The organism is Nostoc sp. NZL (genome assembly GCF_015714705.1).
Lineage (GTDB): Bacteria > Cyanobacteriota > Cyanobacteriia > Cyanobacteriales > Nostocaceae > Nostoc > Nostoc foliaceum_A.
The window spans coordinates 14,606-33,963 of the sequence record NZ_WBKL01000152.1; the positions used below are offsets into that span (position 1 = coordinate 14,606).

Annotated in this window: 15 protein-coding genes; 4 read left to right on the plus strand and 11 right to left on the minus strand. The window is 43.7% G+C overall.

Annotated elements, in window-relative coordinates; translation table 11 throughout:
- The first annotated feature begins 19 nt into the window (after positions 1 to 19).
- Positions 20 to 313 carry a DUF3493 domain-containing protein gene (locus tag F8R90_RS21320; RefSeq protein WP_196512343.1) on the plus strand — a complete coding sequence of 98 codons (294 nt, stop codon included), beginning with the start codon at positions 20 to 22 and terminating at the stop codon, positions 311 to 313.
- Positions 314 to 750: 437 nt separating this feature from the next.
- Here the strand turns inward: F8R90_RS21320 and F8R90_RS21325 are convergent, their stop codons facing one another.
- Positions 751 to 2,445 carry a DUF1565 domain-containing protein gene (locus tag F8R90_RS21325; protein ID WP_196512344.1) on the minus strand — a complete coding sequence of 565 codons (1,695 nt, stop codon included), beginning with the start codon at positions 2,443 to 2,445 and terminating at the stop codon, positions 751 to 753.
- Positions 2,446 to 2,883: 438 nt separating this feature from the next.
- Here F8R90_RS21325 and F8R90_RS21330 point away from each other — a divergent pair, with 438 nt between their 5' ends.
- Positions 2,884 to 3,420, plus strand: a complete 537-nt coding sequence (locus F8R90_RS21330; RefSeq protein WP_196512345.1) for an alpha/beta hydrolase — start codon at positions 2,884 to 2,886, stop codon at positions 3,418 to 3,420.
- On the opposite strand, the gene F8R90_RS21335 is transcribed toward F8R90_RS21330, so the two are convergent.
- The 7 genes from F8R90_RS21335 to F8R90_RS21365 all read right to left on the minus strand — a co-directional run bounded on the left by F8R90_RS21335 (position 3,417) and on the right by F8R90_RS21365 (position 12,137).
- Positions 3,417 to 3,614, minus strand: a complete 198-nt coding sequence (locus tag F8R90_RS21335) for a hypothetical protein (protein ID WP_069073454.1) — start codon at positions 3,612 to 3,614, stop codon at positions 3,417 to 3,419. The genes F8R90_RS21330 and F8R90_RS21335 overlap by 4 nt on opposite strands.
- A 143-nt stretch (positions 3,615 to 3,757) precedes the next feature.
- The gene (locus F8R90_RS21340) at positions 3,758 to 4,387 is read right to left on the minus strand and encodes a low-complexity tail membrane protein (RefSeq protein ID WP_196512346.1); all 630 of its coding nucleotides are present in this window, start codon (positions 4,385 to 4,387) and stop codon (positions 3,758 to 3,760) included.
- A gap of 105 nt (positions 4,388 to 4,492) precedes the next feature.
- Positions 4,493 to 7,648 carry a translation initiation factor IF-2 gene (gene infB, locus F8R90_RS21345; protein WP_196512347.1) on the minus strand — a complete coding sequence of 1,052 codons (3,156 nt, stop codon included), beginning with the start codon at positions 7,646 to 7,648 and terminating at the stop codon, positions 4,493 to 4,495.
- Positions 7,649 to 8,129: 481 nt separating this feature from the next.
- Positions 8,130 to 8,399, minus strand: a complete 270-nt coding sequence (locus F8R90_RS21350; RefSeq protein WP_196512348.1) for a YlxR family protein — start codon at positions 8,397 to 8,399, stop codon at positions 8,130 to 8,132.
- 148 nt (positions 8,400 to 8,547) lie between these two features.
- Positions 8,548 to 9,834, minus strand: coding sequence for a transcription termination factor NusA (gene nusA, locus F8R90_RS21355; RefSeq protein WP_190894784.1), 1,287 nt, complete (start codon positions 9,832 to 9,834; stop codon positions 8,548 to 8,550).
- 195 nt (positions 9,835 to 10,029) lie between these two features.
- Positions 10,030 to 10,491, minus strand: coding sequence for a ribosome maturation factor RimP (gene rimP / locus F8R90_RS21360; RefSeq protein ID WP_196512349.1), 462 nt, complete (start codon positions 10,489 to 10,491; stop codon positions 10,030 to 10,032).
- Positions 10,492 to 10,688: 197 nt separating this feature from the next.
- Entirely contained in the window at positions 10,689 to 12,137 is a 1,449-nt protein-coding gene (locus F8R90_RS21365) for a hypothetical protein (RefSeq protein WP_196512350.1), read from the minus strand.
- A 383-nt stretch (positions 12,138 to 12,520) separates the two neighbouring features.
- Between F8R90_RS21365 and F8R90_RS21370 the strand changes: the two genes are divergently transcribed.
- Complete coding sequence (locus F8R90_RS21370) at positions 12,521 to 13,246, plus strand: peptidoglycan-binding domain-containing protein (RefSeq protein WP_196512351.1); 726 nt, start codon at positions 12,521 to 12,523, stop codon at positions 13,244 to 13,246.
- 31 nt (positions 13,247 to 13,277) lie between these two features.
- On the opposite strand, the gene F8R90_RS21375 is transcribed toward F8R90_RS21370, so the two are convergent.
- Together F8R90_RS21375 and F8R90_RS21380 are read right to left on the minus strand one after the other, a co-directional pair.
- Positions 13,278 to 14,171, minus strand: a complete 894-nt coding sequence (locus F8R90_RS21375; protein ID WP_196512352.1) for an SDH family Clp fold serine proteinase — start codon at positions 14,169 to 14,171, stop codon at positions 13,278 to 13,280.
- A gap of 141 nt (positions 14,172 to 14,312) precedes the next feature.
- A complete protein-coding gene (locus tag F8R90_RS21380) occupies positions 14,313 to 16,211 on the minus strand; it encodes a serine/threonine-protein kinase (RefSeq protein WP_196512353.1) in 1,899 nt (632 codons plus the stop codon).
- A 289-nt stretch (positions 16,212 to 16,500) separates the two neighbouring features.
- Here F8R90_RS21380 and F8R90_RS21385 point away from each other — a divergent pair, with 289 nt between their 5' ends.
- A complete protein-coding gene (locus F8R90_RS21385; protein ID WP_190894790.1) occupies positions 16,501 to 17,409 on the plus strand; it encodes a c-type heme family protein in 909 nt (302 codons plus the stop codon).
- Positions 17,410 to 17,567: 158 nt separating this feature from the next.
- Here F8R90_RS21385 and F8R90_RS21390 read toward each other — a convergent pair whose 3' ends face one another.
- Positions 17,568 to 18,818 (minus strand): serine/threonine-protein kinase, encoded by a 1,251-nt coding sequence (locus F8R90_RS21390; RefSeq protein ID WP_196512354.1) that lies wholly within the window; start codon positions 18,816 to 18,818, stop codon positions 17,568 to 17,570.
- Positions 18,819 to 19,358 lie beyond the last annotated feature (540 nt).

Consider the following 19,358-nt stretch of genomic DNA (forward strand, 5'->3'; position numbering starts at 1 on the left):
AGTATAACATGATTTAGTCATGATAAACCAAAATCCCAAAAATCGCCTTAACCCTGAACAATACGCCAGCCTCAAAGCAGAAATAGCCGCTCCTTATCGTGGCTTACGACAATTTATCTACATCGCTTTCGGTGCTTCTGGCTCCATTGGTGCATTCATCTTTTTTTTCCAAGTGCTTGCCGGACGAGATGTTGAGAGTGCTTTGCCTAGTTTGGCTCTCCAAGTAGCGATCGTTGCCCTAATGGTCTTCCTCTGGCGCTGGGAACAGCGTCGGCAACGAAGCACCCAATCGGGTAAAAATTCTAATTCCTGAAGGGAGAAATTTTAGTGGTTATTTTTTTATTGCTTTCCTTTTATATATATTTATATTCTTCAAATTTATTAATGCTTTGATAAAGATGAAAATATCAAAAGATAAAAAATAAAAAAATTATTAGGAAATCCCAAAAAGCAAAAATTTCTGAGAAACTAGAAATCGTTGAAACGGGGTCAGCCAATATAAAGACCCTGACCATAAAACCAATCACATTCAAATGGGGTTAGCTATATTTAAAGACCCCAAATTTTATGTTTAAAAAACCCTAAAATTCATAAAACTCACAATATTAGAAGCGCCAGACTGATAATTTGTTAGTCTGGCGCTTCCAATTTGCTAACTAGTACAGCACAGCGGCAATAAACCACCCTTTTGAAATGTCTGAAACCTTTGCAAAAACGTAATTACGAATTACGCGCAACGGTACTAGGCATTTACTGAACTGTTACCAAATAGGATGAAGGAATTGGTTGAGCACGTCCAGCATTGACGAGTGCCTGATAAACAAAGGCAGCAACTTCGGCTCTAGTCGCTTCTCGATTAGGATTGAGTTGCTTGGCTGTGGGATAGTTGATCACTAGTTGCCGTGCAGTTGCAGCCGCAACAGGAGCGATCGCATAATTAGGAATCTGGGCAGCATCGGTGTAAAAGGAAAGGACATTCTGATTATTCGCAGTTAAGCCCAAACCATTAGCTAAGGCTACTAACGCCTGCACCCTCGGAATTTGCTGCTGTGGCTTAAAAGTGCCATCGGGATAACCAGAAACAAATTCACTTTGGTAAGCAGATTGAATTGCAGCGTAAGCCCAGAAATTGCTTGCTACATCCTTAAATTTAATCGCTGTGCGTTTGGTTGGTGGTGTTAGGGCTTTAGTAACAATAGTGGCGAATTGAGCGCGGGTTACAGGATCATTGGGTTTAAAGCTGCCATCAGGAAAGCCAGCAATAATATTTTGGGAGGCTAAAGCTTCAATGTAGGTTTTTGCCCAGTAATTTGCTGGCACATCTTTAAAGGCGACAGGCCCTCCAGGTGGTACGTCGACAGCTGCGGCAACAAAATCTACTGAGCCGAAAATCTTTTTCTGATCAATATCGTTGCCAACAGCAATAATTTGACCGGTTTTAGTAGCGTTGTTCACATCATAACGAGTGTTATTGCGAATAAGGTTGCCACCAGGATTTTCGTTAGTGCCAAGGTCGGGTAAAGCGTTGACAGTCGCTACTAAGCCATCCCGCTTATTGTTCTGAATGACATTCTGACGCAATACAGGCTTCGCTGACTCTGAGATAAAAAGACCATCTTGGTTTTCGATAATTTGATTTTCCACAACTAGGGGTGTGGAAGTACCACCGATCGCTAAACCAAAACCAGTATCCTGAAATAAGTTGCTCCGAATTTCTCCTTGGGCAGCTCTAGCAATTGAAATCCCATTGCCTTTGTTTTGCACAAAGAGGTTGCCTTCAATTTTGGGATTGCCTGTACCTGTGACAAAAACACCCTCTCTGACACTGTTAGTAAAAGTACTGTTTTTGATAATGGGATTAGTTGACTCCACCCACACCGCTGTACCCCGGCTATTTGGGTTGGTGACGCTGACACCAGCGATCGTGGTATCTTGGTCGGCAAGGATGGTAATGTCCTGTCTTGCAAAGGTGCGGCTCGTGTAGAAACCTCCACCTGTAATCAATATCGCCTGACCTTTTGTAGCTTCATCACCCCGCAGTGTCACCCCTGGTTTAAGCAACAGCGGGAAGGTTTCACCACTTTCCTGATTATAGTTACCAGGTGCCAGTTGAATAACTGCACCTGGTTGGGCTTGACTGAGAGCGAAACTGATGCTTTTGTAGGGTGTAGTTGACGTTGTACCAGCACCAGCACTATCTGCACCAGTTGCTGGATTAACGTAAATCACTGCGGCTGTTGCAGGAGCTTGCGCTGTGAGAGTTGGGGCGATACCTTCTGGGTGAGTAGCACCAGCATTAACCTCACCAGGTAGTAGTATTGACCCACTAGAAACAACAAGCATTGCCGTTAGTCCGGCTCCCACGCGTAAAGTATATCTGAGCTGACTGCTAGAAAAAAGGCGAAAATTTTTCGCTAGAGAAATGTGAAAACCCCGATATTTCATTTTTTGAGTCTGTGATGTGCTGAATTACGGTATGTTGAACAGGGTTGACGGTAGCAACCTTGTAGCTGCTGGTCAAACCCATGCAAAACTATACTGGATGATTAGCACCGATTCAGCTAAATTCCCTAGATAGATCACAGAACTTATACATTAGTTATATTGTGTTATTCAGAAAATTCTCTTAGGGGTAATATGAGGATGAGGCGATGTCTATGGATAAGTCGCTTGCTGCCTTATCTACGCGCTCTGTTTACTCCTAATACACCTTAAGGGATTTTCAATAAATAAATTATTCAATCTTGTGGGGTATTTTTTTATTATCAAGCCCCTAAGACTCCTGAAGGATTAATTTTTTGCTATACCCTAAAGCCAGATGCCAGTACTAATTCTACTGGAATATCATCACAGGAAAAGCAAACCTATTGGAAATCGGGAGAAATGCGTTTTAGATTTTTGGGGCTACGTCGCGCTTTAGTTTTAGTAGGTAGTACCTGTCTTCTACTTTTGTCTACTCCTGTCTTTGCTGCGGAACGAGTAGTGCTAAATTATGGTATTTTCCGTGAATCACTTTCAGTGGAGGAGCTATCCACCTTTGCCCAAACAGGTGAACTTTCACGTTCGCTACGAGTTAATTTCGCTTTGGCACGACAAGACCCCAAAGCCATTCGTCAGTATTTAACGGAGCCGGTAAAGGTAAACGTTGTATTTTTAGATAGAGTGCTGAATAGCCGGATTGGTAATATTATTTTGGATCAAATTAGTCAGGTTATTTATACACCCTCTCGGAGAGCAGACCGACAGGCTTTGCGAGCCGCGTTGGTACTTTCTGCGAGTAAAGACGGGCAGGTGTCGCTAATCGAAATTATTGAAAATTATCCCACCAATGAAGTGGAAGTTGATGGCAAACGCTTGGAAGGTGCATACCGTCAACTCCGTCGCTTGCAAACAAGCTTACAAGATTTACTAAATTTTTAGTAAGCTAAAGTTTCTAAAGTTTCCCTTAAATAACGTTGTACCTGTTGTTCCAAGCGAATTCCCTGTAATTGTGCATCACGTTCTAGTTGCCAGCGTTGAAAACCGGAACTAGTAGAGATTGCACATTTGAGGCTATACCAAATTTCAGTATCAGCAGAAAATTGGCGATCGCTAGAAGCTGGAATTTGAGCCATAGTTCCTCATTCCTTTATTTTTACTTGCAAGGTAATTGGGCATTGGGCATGGGGCATTGGGCATCGGTAATTTCCCGATTCTTCTCTGCCCCTCTGCTTCCCTACTGCTTATTTTTAGCCTTTTAAAGTAAATAATATTACTTTCAGGGCTGTGATGAATCTGTATTAATCCTAAACAAGGATTGCAATAATCGGGGCACGATTTGATTCACCCGCACCCCTAAAATTGTGAAATCCTGCTTAATCTTTTCTAAAGATAATGGCTCTATGCCAGCAAATTCTGTGTCATTAGTCACTAAAACTCGCATTACACTCACAGGTATTTGTAAAAATAAATTGCTGCCTAAAAAGGCTAATCCCGCCAGCAGTAGTGCGAGGCTGCGCCATTGTGGGAGAAATTTGGCTGAATCTGCTACTAATGGAGCAATTTGGTAAAGATTCCACAGCACCCAAATCGACAATACTGCTGCCACTAATGCCAGGATACGATTTAACTTTGTATTAATTAAACAGAGAATTTTTCGCTGCCGCTCAGTCAGATTTTCTGGCTTTAGGGCTATTCCTAAAAGAGCAAATATATAAAAAGGACGACGCAACTGCATCCATAGCAGGGGTAGAACACCAATAGCGGCAACTAAGAATAGCTCCATCCAGACTGGCAAAAACGGCTCGCCTACAGACAGGAACAATAAGCAGAGTATTAAAAAAATAGGCAACGTCGCCAATCCAGCGACGTGAATCCACAAAATCGGTTCAGAGCGAAATGAATGCATATTATAAAAAGTTATGAGTTATGAGTTAGGAGTTAGGAATTAGCAGCTTTTAACTCCTAACTCCTAATTTACCACTCCTAACTTCTAACCATTTTACCCTCAGCACTATCTCGTTAAGGTGAGAGTGCGGCGCTTGGTAACCATTTGATAGGATTCGATGATGTCACCTTCGACCCAATCATTGAATTTATCCATGCCGACACCGCATTCATAACCGGCGTTGACCTCACGCGCATCTTCTTTCATCCGTTTTAGGGAGTCAAGGACGCCTTCAAAGATAACCTTACCGCCGCGTCGCACCCTGACTTTGCAGTTGCGAACTAGCTTGCCAGATTGAACGTAGCAACCGGCAACAGCACCGCGACCGACTGGGAAGACGGCACGCACTTCGGTTTGACCCAAGGGTTCTTCGACCAACTCTGGTTCCAAAAGACCTTCCAAGGCATCTTGGATATCTTCTAGTAGTTTGTAGATCACGTTGTATTCCCGGACATCCACACCCGCTTCATCAGCGGCTTGTCTAGCGCCACTGGCAAAGGTGGTGTTGAAGCCAATAATCACAGCGTTACTGGCAGCTGCTAAGTCGATATCTGTTTCGGTGATTTCCCCAGCAGTAGCCAACAGCATCCTGATTTGGACTTCGTTTTGGGGGATTTGCTTGAGCGCTCCCACAATTGCTTCTACGGAACCTTGTACGTCTCCTTTCAAGATCAAGTTGAGTTCTTTCAACTCGCCTTCTTGTGCTTGAGCGGACAGGGTTGTAAGGGTAACACGTCCCTGTAACAAACGGGATAGGCGTTGTCTGTCTGCGCGATCGCTAGCGAGTGCTCTGGCTTCTTTTTCGTTCTGGAAGACCTCGAACTCGTCGCCTGCTGCTGGCACATCACTTAAACCCAACACCTCGACGGCAAAGGAAGGAGAAGCAATGTCTACTCTCTTACCTCTGTCATCCACCATCGCCCGGACTTTACCGAAAGCCGAGCCAGCTACCAAGATATCTCCCACATGCAGGGTACCATTCTGAATTAGCAGGGTAGCTACTGCTCCCTTGGCTTTATCCAGATGTGCTTCAATTACAGTACCTTTGGCGGTACGATCTGGGTTGGCAGATAGTTCTCCAACCTCTGCTACTAGCAGAATCATCTCTAAGAGCGTATCCAGGTTTTCACCCCTGATCGCGCTCACGGGAACCATGATCGTCTCACCACCCCAGTCTTCTGAGGTCAGACCATACTGGGTTAGTTCTTGTTTGACGCGTTCTGGCTGTGCCCCTTCTTTGTCAATTTTGTTGATTGCAACAACAATTGGCACTCCCGCTGCTTGGGCGTGGCTAATGGCTTCAATGGTTTGGGGACGGACACCATCATCAGCAGCTACTACCAACACGGCAATGTCTGTTACCCGTGCTCCTCGTGCCCGCATTGCTGTAAAGGCTTCGTGACCAGGAGTATCCAGGAAGACTATCTGCTGTGGTTTGCCCTCATGTTCCACATCCACATGGTACGCACCGATGTGTTGAGTGATCCCACCAGCTTCGCCAGCAGCCACTTTTGTTTTGCGGATTGAGTCGAGCAGGGTTGTTTTACCGTGGTCTACGTGACCCATAATTGTCACGACAGGTGGACGGCGGTGGAGATATTCTAGATCTTCTGCGCCGACCATTTCTGTAATTTTCCGAGCTTCTGCTTCTCGCTCGGCGGTTTCGACTTCTATTTCTAGTTCTTTCCCTACCAGGGTAATTGTGGGAATATCCAGATTTTGGGTGATACTCACCGCCATGCCTTTGAGGAACAGGATTTTCACAATCTCTGTATCGGGAACGGCTAAAACGTCAGACAACTCTTGCACAGTCAACGGGCCTGTGATCGTGACCTTCTCGGGACGGTCACGTTTTGTATCGGCTTCTTGTTGACGACGGTTATTGTGATGGTCACGGCCAGAACCAGACTTAGAACCAGGTTTTCTACTTCCTCTAGCAGTTGGGGCGCTAGCAAGGGTTGCGCCTGGCATCTGCACAGGTCGAGTAGCTTTCGGTTTGGGAGGACGGGCAATGGAGAGGCTGACTTGGACAGTGGCTGGTGAGTCTAGATCATCATCATCTAGCAAATCTTCTTCAAACTCATCATCCAGTATCGGCTTGATCCGCTTGCCTTTGACGCCAGCTTTAGCTTTCTCTTTAACTTCGTCAATTATTTCCTCTTCTACCCACTTCTTACCGCCTTTGGTGGGGCGAGGTGGACTTGGGCGTTTCAAATCGAGGAGATCAGGTGCGACTGGCTCATCACCCAATCCTTGAGATTTGCCTGCTATTCCTGACATCTGTCTAGGTGGAGTAGCGATCGGCATTGCGGCTGCTACAGCTTCACCAGGGCGTGCTGGTCTCGGTCGTTGCCCCTCTCCTAGTTGCGATGGTGCAGATGGTCTACTGCCCCTCTGCTCTGGTCTGGTGGGTGCAGGGGTAGGACGGCTTGTTCTTTGTGGTGCACCTGGTGGAGACTGGTCAGTTGGCAGTTTAGCAACTCTTGGCTTAATTTGTTCGCGATCGCCTTCGGCAGGCCGTAGCCGTTGGTCGCGTTTGAGGATCGGTTTATCTGCCTGAGAGACTGGCTCATCTACCACCTGGGCTTCTTCCGCCGCAGGTCTTGCCGGAGGAGCAACTAGTTGCGGTTTTTGAGGTTTTTCCGGTTTCGCTCTGGCTGGAACTATTTTTTCCGGTTTTTGGGATGCTATTTTTTCTGATGCCTGATTTGGACTTGGCGTTTGTTCCAAGTCTGTGACAGGAGGTTGCTCTTGGGTCTCAGATTGATTCCGGGGTACGGGTCGAGTTGGTGCCGTCGGCTTCATAGGTGAGACTGGTGTAGCGAAGGGCCGTGGAGGTGAGGGAGGATTAGCTTCAGACAAGGCAGCTTGGGTATTGGTAGCAACTGACGCCTCTGGGGCGTTGGAGGTAGTATTTCTCAATATTTTGGGTTTGCGTATTTCCAAAATTTGCTGTTTGTGGGGTGCAGCAGGTCGCGCAGGTCCGCCGTTTGGTGGTGAATTTGGTTTATGGCTGGTTGTACCTAGTTCCTTTTTGGCGGAGACATTCGTAGCTGCGAGTTTTTCCGCAGCCGTGCGGATGTTTTCTGCCTCGGATTCTGAAATCGTGCTGCTATGGCTTTTGACCGCGATGTTGAGCTGGTCGCAAATTGCTAGTAGCTCTTTGTTATCCAAATTCAATTCCTTTGATAATTCATAAATTCTAACTTTGCCGTTGTTCATCCACTCTTCCCCTTTAATTTACAGTTTTAGCGGATGGTTGCCTGGTTTGCGACATCTCCATCCTTGGATTACTGTTTTTAGACTGCCGTTCAGATTTTGCCGGTGCCTCCAATCAGGAAAGAGAGATGTTTCGGTTTAATAATGGCATCCCCACCAGGAATGATGGTTGAGGGACACCCATAAAAATTTTTTAAATAAAAGATTTTTATAGGAACCCCTGACGCCGAACTGCGCCTGAGCGCTACCAGGTTGCCATTTTGTAGTTTCTTGTTTTGTTGATTCTGAGTCTTCCACAACACAATCGATTACATCTTGTTCTGGGAATGTTGCCTCGCCCCTCTTAATTATTGGAGAGTCGAATGCCTTTTACACCCATTTACTATTTTGGCACTAACCTTAACGATCAACAGAGGGTGTGATGAAAGCACGACTTCGGCTCTCGTACAATTCCTATGATGATGACGTCACAAAGTTGTTCCAACTAAATTTGGTTTTGGGTATTGCTGCGGGCTAGACGTTGCGACAAGCTTTGGTACAGTGTTTCTGGCACTGATGCATGTAGCGATCGCCCTAGTCGATTTTTTTTTTGAGCCGCTTGTAAGCAACTCGTTTTTGGACAAATGTAGGCAGAACGCCCCATGCCCTGATCTAATTGTACCTTTCCCGATGGAAAGACGCGGACAATCCGCCAAAACTCATCTTTGGAGCCTACTTTGCGGCAACTAATACAGCGCCGATAATTTGGTTTCATCGGTTTTCTGTGATCTCAGTCCAGGATTTTGGATGTAAAAAGAAGTTTATTATTACTATTTTTTACTTATACCAAGTAGCTTTTGAGAAAATAATCCTTGAGACTGAGACTACAATCTACAGTATCAAAACTTTACAAAATTAATCAATCACTCGTCATCGTTATTGTCAAAAGTATCCTCCTCTTCTAATTCGTCCTGATTTTCATCTTCTAATTCTTCCTCAAAGTCAAGATCGTCTTCCTCTAATTCCTCTGATTGATATTTGGTTCTGACGGCTGCGAATTTGGTATCCTCTCCTGCATAGTCATATTTAGCTTTGTCTTTGATGTCAATTTTCCAACCAGTCAGGCGGGCTGCTAAACGGACGTTTTGCCCTTCTTTCCCAATGGCCAAACTCAGTTGATCTTCAGCCACGAGTACGTGAGTTTGCCGGGATTCGGGGTCCATTAAGCGTACTTCATCCACCCGTGCTGGACTTAAGGCATTGGCAATATATGTTGCTGGGTCTGGTGACCAACGAATTACATCTATTTTTTCACCGCGTAATTCGTTGACTACCACTTGAATTCGCGATCCCCTGGCTCCAATACAAGCACCAACTGGGTCTACATCGCGATCAAGCGTATCTACTGCTATTTTAGTCCGGGGGCCGACATAGCGGGAAGGGGGGTTTGCCTCCCTAGCTACGGCAACAATCCGTACCACTTCATCTTCGATTTCTGGGACTTCATTGGCGAAAAGATAAACCACTAAACCAGCATCAGCGCGAGACACAAGCAACTGTGGTCCTCGTTGCTGGCCTTGGGAAACTTTTTTGAGATATACCTTAAAGGTTGCATTTGCACGATAATTATCGTTGGGCAGCTGTTCCCGCTTCGGTAATTCGGCTTCTACTTCTGGCTGACCAAAGCCACTGCTCACTGCCAGAACCACAGATTGCCGCTCAAACCGCAGGACTCTTGCTTGCAGGACTGTTCCTTCTAAATCTTGGAACTCTTCTTGCACCATCTGGCGCTGTTGATCCCGTAATTTTTGAGCCAATACCTGCTTGGTTTGCATCGCCGCCATCCGACCAAATTCTCCTTGGTCTGGGGTCACATCCAGCACTACAGAGTCCCCTAACTGCGCTTCCGGAGCTACTTGTTGAACTTCATCTAAGGAAATTTGGTGGTCTGTGTTATTGACTTCTTCGACAATGGTTTTGGTGGAAAGAACGCGAAATCCTTCTCCTTCAATATCGAGTTCTACTTCAAAATTTTCAAAGTAGTCTTCGTCAAACTGTTTGCGCTCTAAATTCTGGGCGCGGCGATAACGTTCGTAGCCTTTGAGTAGTGCTTCTCTAATAGCTGATTGAACTGCAAGACGGGGTAAATTCCGCTCTCGACTTATACTTTCAATTAATTCTTTTAATCCAGGTAAAGTAACCATTGACATAAGCAATCTCCTTTAAAAATTAGGGAATGGGGAGTGGCGAATGGGAACTGAAAACTACGCATTAGAGCCAGAGATTAGAGGATAGCTTTACACTAGCCCCTAATCTCTAGCCCTTAGTCCCTAACGTCTAACCCCTAACCTCTAGCCTTGAGCCAAAGTGCTCTAGTCTTTAACTCCTGAGCCATAGCTCTTTGTTTATCGGTGCTCGTCTAGCTGCACCTTAGTAATTAGGGAGCGGGGAATTTCGACTACACGACCTTTTTGATTTAAGTAAAGTGCTGTCTCATCCCGGCGAATCAACTGACCAGTCCATTCTTGTTGTCCGTCGTAGGGTGGCGAAGTGGAGATAATGACAGGAAATCCTTTAAAGGAAATAAACTCCCTGTCTGTTACCAGTTGCCGCGAAATCCCAGGACTAGACACTTCCAAGACATAGGCATCTGGAACAATTTGGGCAGCATCTAAGGAAGCTTCTAAAGCACGGCTCATCCTCTCACAATCGTTCAACCCAGTGTCTTGCTCAGGATTGCGAATGTCTACCCGCAATACTGGTGGACTTTGGTTGGTGTGAAAAACCACGCCAACCACTTCCAATCCCAGTTCTTCTGCCACTGGTGTCGCTAAATCAATAATTTGTGGAACTAAAGGATGAGCCATGAGAGAATTCAATAAAAAAAGTGGGCATCGACCCACTTCCTGCGATAGGTATATCTTCCAAGAAGTCTTGTGACGAACCAATAATGATTCGCCTAATTCGAGTTTAGCGCATTTCTTGGATAGTCAATAGTCATTGGGCATTGCGTATTCTCCCTACTGCTTCCCTGTTTCCTTGCTCCCCTGCTCCTCTGCTCTCTCTACCCTTCCCGTCTTTCTGTCCAAGTAGTACCTTTATTCACTACTGCTGGAACTGATACTTGTGTTCGTAGCTGCCTGGTTTGCTCAATAATTTGGTCTATGTCTTCTTGGGACAAACGCTGGACGTAGTTGATTTTGATTTCCTCTAAGAAGTCAAAAAGTAAACTCTGAATTTCTGAAAGTACGTGTTTTTCCTTCATTTCAGATCCCAAGGCATCGCTAAAGCTTTGTACTAGTTGACTGGTGAGTTTTGCCCCAACAGGATCTTCAACAGCACTAACTAAAGTTTTGTAAAGATTAGTTGTGATTTGAGTCGCCATTTGTTCGCTTAATTGGGTTTGGGCTTGTCCCACGCCAGGGAGGTTCTGGAGGTTGCGATAGACGGGGACTTGATGGAAGACGGTTTCGATGTTGTGGCGCAAAATGGCAACGATCGCAGGTTGAATTTCGGGTAATACTTGGTAAACAATTGTTTTTACCAAAAGGCTTGCGATCGCTTCCACTTCATTCACATTATTAATATCTATGTAGGGACGTAAATTTTCTTGTTGTAAGAGCCAGCGCGTAAACTCACCTCGCTGAATTGAACCCTGAACCTGGTTAATTACCCTCACCACTACTACTTCTGTGAGTTCTTCGGCAAAATTGGCGACAATCCCCTGATGAATTTGCTTTCTCACTGGATGGAGATCCAATAACCGCGCTTGATCGAGGCGGACTAATACAGGTAAGATTCGCAACCACCGCCAAAATGGCAGTAGTAAAAATAGGTCGTACCAACGCCACAATAGCGCTTCAAACCAGCTTAAACCAGGATGTTGCCGTCTAATCAAGAAAGTGCGCCCCAGCAACTCTACGCCAAATAAAATCACAAAGGGTAAGTCAATAATCCAGAAGTTATCAACAAGTTCGCCATTTTCACCGATTTGGCGGTAGTAGTTAGATGCAATCAAAGGGCGGATGCTCTCGTTAAAAAAATTAATTTCTTTAACCCAGCCATTTTGTGATAGGTAAGGCTGACTCCAAAAAGTACCAAAGGACTGTTTTGCAGATTCGTTACCGATGTGCGATCGCATCCGCTTTTTGATTTTTTCCAGAGTCCCACTCTTATTCACTCCCGCAAATGGGTTAGTGTCAATCATCTCGTTGCTTAGACGCCTTATTTCCTCTAGTCTGCTATTTACCTGAGGCGACTGTAACCCTGTCTTGCTGACTTGTTCTTCTAATGCGTCTATTGTTTCTAGATAACTTTTTGTGTCTCGATGGGGTTCAATACCTTTTATTGGGTCATAAATCTGAATAATTTGAGGAAGTTTTCGCAAGTAGAAATCTCGCCAAGGTACGTAACTTAAATTAAACAAAACTAAACCTAAATTTACTGTGGCAGCAATTGCCATAAATCTTTCAAACCAAAGGTTCCGTTGTTTAGAATATTTTATGTTTTTCATTTTTTGTCATATATTATACATTGTTTGGATGTTTGGAATATAAGCTTTTTCATTTACTAATTTTCGGCTCTTTCCAACCAATTACAGCGATTTGCAGTTAAGTAGACCCCAGTAAGGACGCACATCTGTGGTCCCTAATGTAATTTAGCGCTCAAGAGGGTGGATTCGATTCAAATGATAACTGCTGTATCTCTGCTCATACAAGATACGTCTTTTGATGGATGACACAAACTATTTTTTGTAAATTGACTTAGATATGACAAAAATAAATCACAAATTATTCAAAAATCATTAAATAACAGCGAAAAAAGTTATTAAACAAACTTAAAATGCAGCTGTTAACATTTATAATCCTGCTGATTTAACCCAAAGGAGTTTTAAATATGTGGTGTGGGTTTGGAAAATCAAGCGCGACCTTTGCTGTCACTTGCCTGATAACTGCTAGCGTGGTAATTGCAGACACAGGCTTCGCAGCTCCTCAAGGTAGCTATACACCCGAGCAATTCCGTTCTGTGTTGCGAGGATTAGGCTATAACGTCAAGGTAACAAATAGCCCTTTGACGGATGAGGAAACTAGAAAAGCAATTCGTGAATTTCAGACAGGTTATAAGCTAAAATCAGTTGATGGGATAGCAGGGCCAAAAACCCAGGATTTTGCTGCTAACATCGTTCGGATTTTGGAAGCAAATTTGAACGCAGTGGTAAAGCCAAATCCTCTCCTCGCGCGCGATCATTTTTATGATTCCCGCACGGAAGCAGTGGTGAAGGAGTATCAGAAGAAATATCAGTTGTCAGAAACTGGAATTGCTGATTTAGCACTCCGCCAAAAGCTGAATGAAGAAGCAAAGACAGTCTTCAGTCAGCCGACAGCTAAACCGACAGCTACGCCAACAGCTAAACCGACAGCTAAACCGACAGCTACTCCGACAGCTAAACCAACGGCTACACCGACAGCTACGCCGACAGCTAAACCAACAGCTACTCCGACAGCTAAACCAACGGCTACACCGACAGCTACGCCGACAGCTACACCAACAGCTACACCAACAGCTACGCCGACAGCTACGCCAACAGCTACACCAACAGCTACGCCGACAGCTACACCCTAGCAGCTACCAAAAACTCCTACTTCAAAGTCCCTCAAGTCATCTGATTTGGCTCTTCTAAGGGTCTGCCCTTGGGTGTAGGTAGAATTGGACGGCGGTCATTGTAAGGCATAGGAATGTACTGAACGGTGGGTCGCCCTCCTTGTGGCTGTGGGTACAAATCCATGAGATCATAAATAGAATGGGGCAGTCCGACGGTTACGGGCAGCCCCATTTCTGTTGCTTCTTCAATAGTGATGGGATAGTCGTGGGTTACGCGCCCGGTTGTCAAGGCTTCGATAATCGATTCGATATTTTCTGGCAAAACTTTTTGTTTGGGTATACTGTCTTTAAGCAGAGTCCGTACAAATCTCTGTACCTGCTGTATTGCTTTGCGTGAGAGATCGGCCATAATGAGAGTTTGGTCATCAATCTCACTGATGGGTTTATCTTCGACTACTTTTAGGATACTTGCTGCTGGGTAGTTACCCAATTGGGGATCAACTGGCCCTAAGACAGCATTAGCATCCATAATAATTTCATCAGAGGCGAGGGCAAGCATGGTACCGCCACTCATAGCATAGTGGGGTACAAAGACTGTGACTTTTGCTTGGTGGCGAATTAATGCTCTGGCGATTTGTTCTGTCGCTAAAACCAAACCACCAGGAGTGTGCAAAATTAAGTCAATCGCCACATCTGGGGGTGTGAGGCGAATTGCTCGCAGTATCTGTTCTGAGTCTTCGATAGTAATGTAGCGAGATAAGGGAATTCCCAATAAGCTAATAGACTCTTGGCGGTGAATCAGTAAAATCACCCGACTTTTGCGTTCCTGCTGGAATTGTTGTAAAGCACGCAAGCGCCGATATTCTATTTGACGTTTTTGCCAAAGGGGTTGCAAAGAAGTCAGAAGGAGAAAAATCCAGAATAAATCACCAATACCAAAGCCCATATAATCTATTGCTCAAAAATAACGGTTGTCGTCATTATTGTTACAATTTTTGGGCGATCGCAGTTCTATCTGTAGGTTTAAAACTACAGAACCACACTAAGCAAAAATATTATGAATTACGAATTACGAATTACGAATTATTTATGATCCCCGTCGCCAAATCTTTATAGTATCGTCATCACCACCGCTAACTAGGGTTTGTCCATCGGGACTGAAGGCGACGCATCTAACATAGTTGGAATGCCCTGTAAGTGTGCTGATTTCTCTCCCACTGTGTAAATGCCACAGTTTGATAGTGTTGTCCCAACTACCACTAGCGAGAAATTGCCCATCTTTGCTAAAGGCAACTGACCAAACTGAATCAGAATGACCTATGAGAGTACGAATTTCTCTGCCTGTGTTTACATGCCACAGTTTAATGGTGTTGTCACCACTACCACTGGCGATAATTTCCCCATCCTGGCTGAATGCAATACAGTTAACGAAGAAGGAATGACCCAATAATGTGGAGATGTTTCTACCTGTGTAGACTTGCCATAGTTTGATGGTGTAATCATTACTGCCACTAGCTACAAGCTGTCTATCTTTGCTATTCGTTGCAGGTGTTCTCGGAGAGTAGGCGACTGACGAAACTGAGTCAGAATGACCTATGAAACTTTGGATTTCTATACCTGTGTGTACTTGCCACAGTTTGATTGTGCAGTCAGCACTACCACTAGCCAGAAACTTGCTATCTGGACTAAAAGCAACGGAATTCACCCAGTTAGCATGAGCAATGAGAGTACGAATTTCTTTGCCTGTGTTTACATCCCACAATTTGATGGTGTTATCCCAACTACCGCTAGCCAAAATTCCCCAATTCAGGTCTGCGGTTCTCGCAGATTTGCCTGACTCACCTTGATAAGAAAGCTTTGAGGAGATTGGGCTAAAAGCTACAGAATGAACCATACTGGAATGACCAGAAGACCAACGTCCCAGTTGACGCACTAGCTTGCCAGTACCCAGTTGCCAAAGTTTAATAGTATGGTCATTACTGCCACTAGCAATCAATTGTCCGTCTGAGCTAATGGCGATCGCATGAACCATACTAGAATGACCTCTGAGGGTCTGTACGCATTGCCAGTTCTGCTGATCTAATACAACTACAACAGGTGGAGGTGGTTTAAGTCTAGGCGTTATTACCAAAGTGGATGATATTGGTGCTATGTTCTCGCCAGTATCAGGGCCCAATAAATCCAACCACTCCTGCACAGATTGGGGACGATAGGTTGACTCCAAATCCATGCCGCACATAATAGCCTGATTTACCCTATCGCTGATCTTAGGATTAAAATATTGTGGTGGTTCTAAATTAACATTGTGACGTCTATCATCAGCACTTGTCGGTATAACTGCGGTAAGCAAATTATACAATGTAGCAGCTAAGGCGTAGATATCAATGTACTCTCCTCGTGGCGCTTCTGATTCATACTGTTCAGGTGGGGCAAAACCAGGAGTACGATACACTGTATGCCTTTGGATCATATTGGGAATAAATTCTCTAGCGATGCCAAAGTCTATCAGCACTGCTTCTGATTTATCAATGCGGATCATAATGTTGCGTGGTTTGAGATCCCGATGCAGCAAGCCTTTAGAGTGAATTAGCGTCAAAGCATCGCCAATTTGCCTAATGTACAGCAAAGCTTCTGCTTCTGATAGCACCCCCATGCGTCTCAGGTGCTGTCCTAAGTCTTCGCCTTCGATGTACTCCATTACCATGCAAGGCAAATTTCCCTCATCGAAGATAGTTTCTATCTGTACTATATGAGGATGGTGACACACAGCAAGCCGAACTGCTTCATCACGGAAGTCTTGCCGTAACTTGTTTCGGTGGAGTATCCAGGCGGGGTGATTCAGGATTTCTTCTTTGAGGGTTTTTATCACTCGCAGTTGATTCCGTTGATTTCTAGCAAGATAAGTAATGCCAATTCCGCCTTCGCCTAGTTGGCTTTCAATAATGTAGCGTCCACCGAATAAAGACTTTCCTGCATTCCACACCATTAGTAATATTTGACAATTGCTGGTATTTATTTTGGCACGGGATCAGAACAGCCACTACGAATTTTTGGAAATTCAATTTTGTTTTGCTGTTGTAGCTTTTTGGAACTTAGTTACTTAGAGAACATGTTTATTAACCTCAATAATTACTAATATAAGGTTAGGTATACCCTAATAGTTTTAGCTAAACTATGCCTTTATACCAAATGAGAGTTGATTGCTCATGGTAGAGTAAACGGTGACTTTTGCCATATTTATTCATAATAATTTGACTTGTAGGTAATCTAAAATTATGCTAAAGAATCTGAATTTGAAACAAAAGTTTACAATTTTGCTATTGGTAATTCTGACATTCGGTCTGAGCTTGAGTGGGTTTGCTCTTTCTTCTCTGCTCAGAGAGAATGCTAAACAAGATATTAGCTCAACAGGTCTTATGCTCATGGAAACCATGAGTTCTGTTCGTAAATACACCAGTACTCAAGTGAATCCAGAGCTAGCTGATAAATTGGAAACTGAATTTTTGCCGCAAAGTGTGCCGGCATACTCAGCAAGGGAGGTCTTTGAGATTTTACGGAAAACAACAGATTACCGTGATTTCTTTTATAAAGAAGCAACTCTCAATCCCACAAATCTTCGGGATAAGGCTGACGGTTTTGAGACTGAAATTGTAGAAAGATTCAGAAATAAACCAGACCTTAAAGAAGTGAGTGGATTTCGCTCAATTCCTGGTGGGGATATCTTTTATATTGCTCGTCCACTCCCAATTTCTGAAGCAAGCTGTCTGAAGTGTCATAGTGTACCTGAAGCTGCACCTCCAAGTATGATTAGTCTTTATGGTACAGCTAATGGATTTGGGTGGAAGTTGAATGAAATTGTCGGCGCTCAAATTATATCAGTACCTGCGAATAATGTTATCAACAAAGCTAATCAGTCTTCCTTACTAATTATCTTAATTGTATCAACTATTTTTATAGCGACTATCTTGCTAGTCAACTTTTTCTTGAATAGACAAGTTGTTATGCCTCTCAAACGCATGACTCGCATAGCCGAAGAAGTTAGTACCGGACATATGGAAGTTGAATTTGAGCAGATGTCTAATGATGAAATCGGTAATTTAGCTAAAGCCTTTAAACGGATGCAATTAAGTTTAGAAATGGCAATGAAAAGAATCAAACGCACTCAGGGAGGTACAGGGGAGTAAAATGATTCGTAATTCGTAATTCGTAATTCGTAATTCAGTTTTGTAACGAAAATTTAGACCCCACCATAAAACTGGCTGCGCTTAGTTGCTTTTCACTTAAACTCTCAGATTAGTTAAACAATTCAAAAGAATCTCTAAATTAACGATGATCTAAATCTCTATGAGAATAAGGTTTTTTTGAATTCAAAAGCTGCTTGAAAATCAGGAATTTCTCTGGCTATGAGTTCAACAAATTGTTCAGGTGAAATATAAGGATTTTGACCTAATATTTCTTCTATAATCAGATTTGCCATTGGGCCAATGTGGTAGGCTAACTCTTGCTGACAATGTTTGATAAATGCTGGTTGGAGTGAAGGTTCTTGTTGTTCAATTCGCCCAGTTTGTGGACTAACAGGTGAACTAGGTGAACTAAAAATTGTTTCTCCAGGTTGGTTGTATGACTGCGATATTGCCGACATAGCCTGAAATTCAGGATTAAATACCGTGGGAGGCAAATCATCAACCATGATTGCAGGAGACATTACCACTTGTGGTTCTCCAATCCGCTCTAAATCCATGAGAACTGCCCTAGCTGTTTGGTATCGCTTGTTAGGCCTGTCTGCCAACATACAATCAAGTACTTGAGCAAAATTATCAGTGACGTAAGTATAATAACGCCAGTTCCATTCTAAGGAGTACTGATCCATTAGTAAGGATGGATCTCTACCTGTGAGTAGTACAATAGCTGTTACTCCCAGAGCATACAGGTCACTAGAGGGGGAACATAAACCCAAGCTAATCTGTTCGCGGGGAGCATATCCCACTTTGCCGACAAGAGACATTTTGCCAACAAAGGTCACCTGGTGGTTGGAACTTCTCCCTTCATTCATGTCAGCAATTTGCTTGCCTACACCGAAATCAATCAGCACTGGCAGATCCTTACCATCAGGTAACATGATGTTGTCAGGAGAAATATCTCGATGGATGATGTTGTGCTGATGGACATATTCCAAAACAGGAAGCAGATTCTTTAGCCACTGTATAACTTCCTCTTCAGAAAAATTCCTTCCTTGACGTTGAAGTTCTCCCAGCAGCCTCGAATATGTTTTACCGTCAACATACTCTTGTACTAGAAATAGCCGACCATCTCCTTCAAAGCAAGCCAAAAACTTAGGAATTTGAGGATGTTGCAATTGATGAAGAATTTTTGCCTCTCTTTTAAATAAGTTGCGATATTGTTCCAGTCCACTCTCCCCTGTGCTAATGGGTGCAAACTCCTTGAGAACACAAGCTTCATTAAAGCGGCGAGTATCAAACGCCAAGTAAGTTCGCCCCAATCCTCCTTGTCCCAGAAGTTTTTGGATAATATAGCGGTTATCAATTAGAGTTCCAGCAGCTATTTCTGGTCTTGTCATAGGGGACTGTGACATCTCATCGCACTCCTAGCGATTTTATTGTTGATAGATTATTTAGTTTGCTGAAAGTCAGAAACTCTAGCAGATAAAGGCTTATAACATCCCTAAAATTGAGATTAACACCACTATCAACACAAGGAAATACACTTTTCTACAATCTTTTGACGGTCTTGTGTGACCAAATAGACAATTTTCAACTGAGTAGTTCTCTAAGACTACTTATATTTAGGTATTTTAGCAGCCGGAACATGACCAGTGTCTGCGGTAATATCTGCGACTGCTTTGGACATCGCTTTTTGGATTCGCAGATGAACCACATCTTACCCCTAGTAACTCAATTGGCACTGAGCTTTGGAACAGTAAGGATATAGCGTGATTTCATAGTTTTTCACAAAAACTGAGGTTGCTATAGACTTGCCAAAGAAATTATTATATGTATTTCCAGTGCCGAATATGCGATCGCTCTCAAAAATTAACCTTTCTGAGAGCCAATATCGTTAAGAGATAGCTGCTTCGTCATCAGCTATGAAAGTTTTCTGTACAGGTGATTCTTCA

Coding starts and splice junctions, on each gene's coding strand:
- F8R90_RS21380 (WP_196512353.1), bottom strand. CDS start 16,211: ATGGTGTGGAATGCAGGAAAGTCTTTATTCGGTGGACGCTACATTATT.
- F8R90_RS21390 (WP_196512354.1), bottom strand. CDS start 18,818: ATGTCACAGTCCCCTATGACAAGACCAGAAATAGCTGCTGGAACTCTA.
- nusA (WP_190894784.1), bottom strand. CDS start 9,834: ATGTCAATGGTTACTTTACCTGGATTAAAAGAATTAATTGAAAGTATA.
- F8R90_RS21325 (WP_196512344.1), bottom strand. CDS start 2,445: ATGAAATATCGGGGTTTTCACATTTCTCTAGCGAAAAATTTTCGCCTT.
- F8R90_RS21340 (WP_196512346.1), bottom strand. CDS start 4,387: ATGCATTCATTTCGCTCTGAACCGATTTTGTGGATTCACGTCGCTGGA.
- F8R90_RS21385 (WP_190894790.1), top strand. CDS start 16,501: ATGCTAAAGAATCTGAATTTGAAACAAAAGTTTACAATTTTGCTATTG.
- F8R90_RS21335 (WP_069073454.1), bottom strand. CDS start 3,614: ATGGCTCAAATTCCAGCTTCTAGCGATCGCCAATTTTCTGCTGATACT.
- infB (WP_196512347.1), bottom strand. CDS start 7,648: ATGAACAACGGCAAAGTTAGAATTTATGAATTATCAAAGGAATTGAAT.
- F8R90_RS21365 (WP_196512350.1), bottom strand. CDS start 12,137: ATGAAAAACATAAAATATTCTAAACAACGGAACCTTTGGTTTGAAAGA.
- F8R90_RS21370 (WP_196512351.1), top strand. CDS start 12,521: ATGTGGTGTGGGTTTGGAAAATCAAGCGCGACCTTTGCTGTCACTTGC.
- F8R90_RS21320 (WP_196512343.1), top strand. CDS start 20: ATGATAAACCAAAATCCCAAAAATCGCCTTAACCCTGAACAATACGCC.
- rimP (WP_196512349.1), bottom strand. CDS start 10,491: ATGGCTCATCCTTTAGTTCCACAAATTATTGATTTAGCGACACCAGTG.
- F8R90_RS21375 (WP_196512352.1), bottom strand. CDS start 14,171: ATGGGCTTTGGTATTGGTGATTTATTCTGGATTTTTCTCCTTCTGACT.
- F8R90_RS21350 (WP_196512348.1), bottom strand. CDS start 8,399: ATGAAACCAAATTATCGGCGCTGTATTAGTTGCCGCAAAGTAGGCTCC.
- F8R90_RS21330 (WP_196512345.1), top strand. CDS start 2,884: ATGCGTTTTAGATTTTTGGGGCTACGTCGCGCTTTAGTTTTAGTAGGT.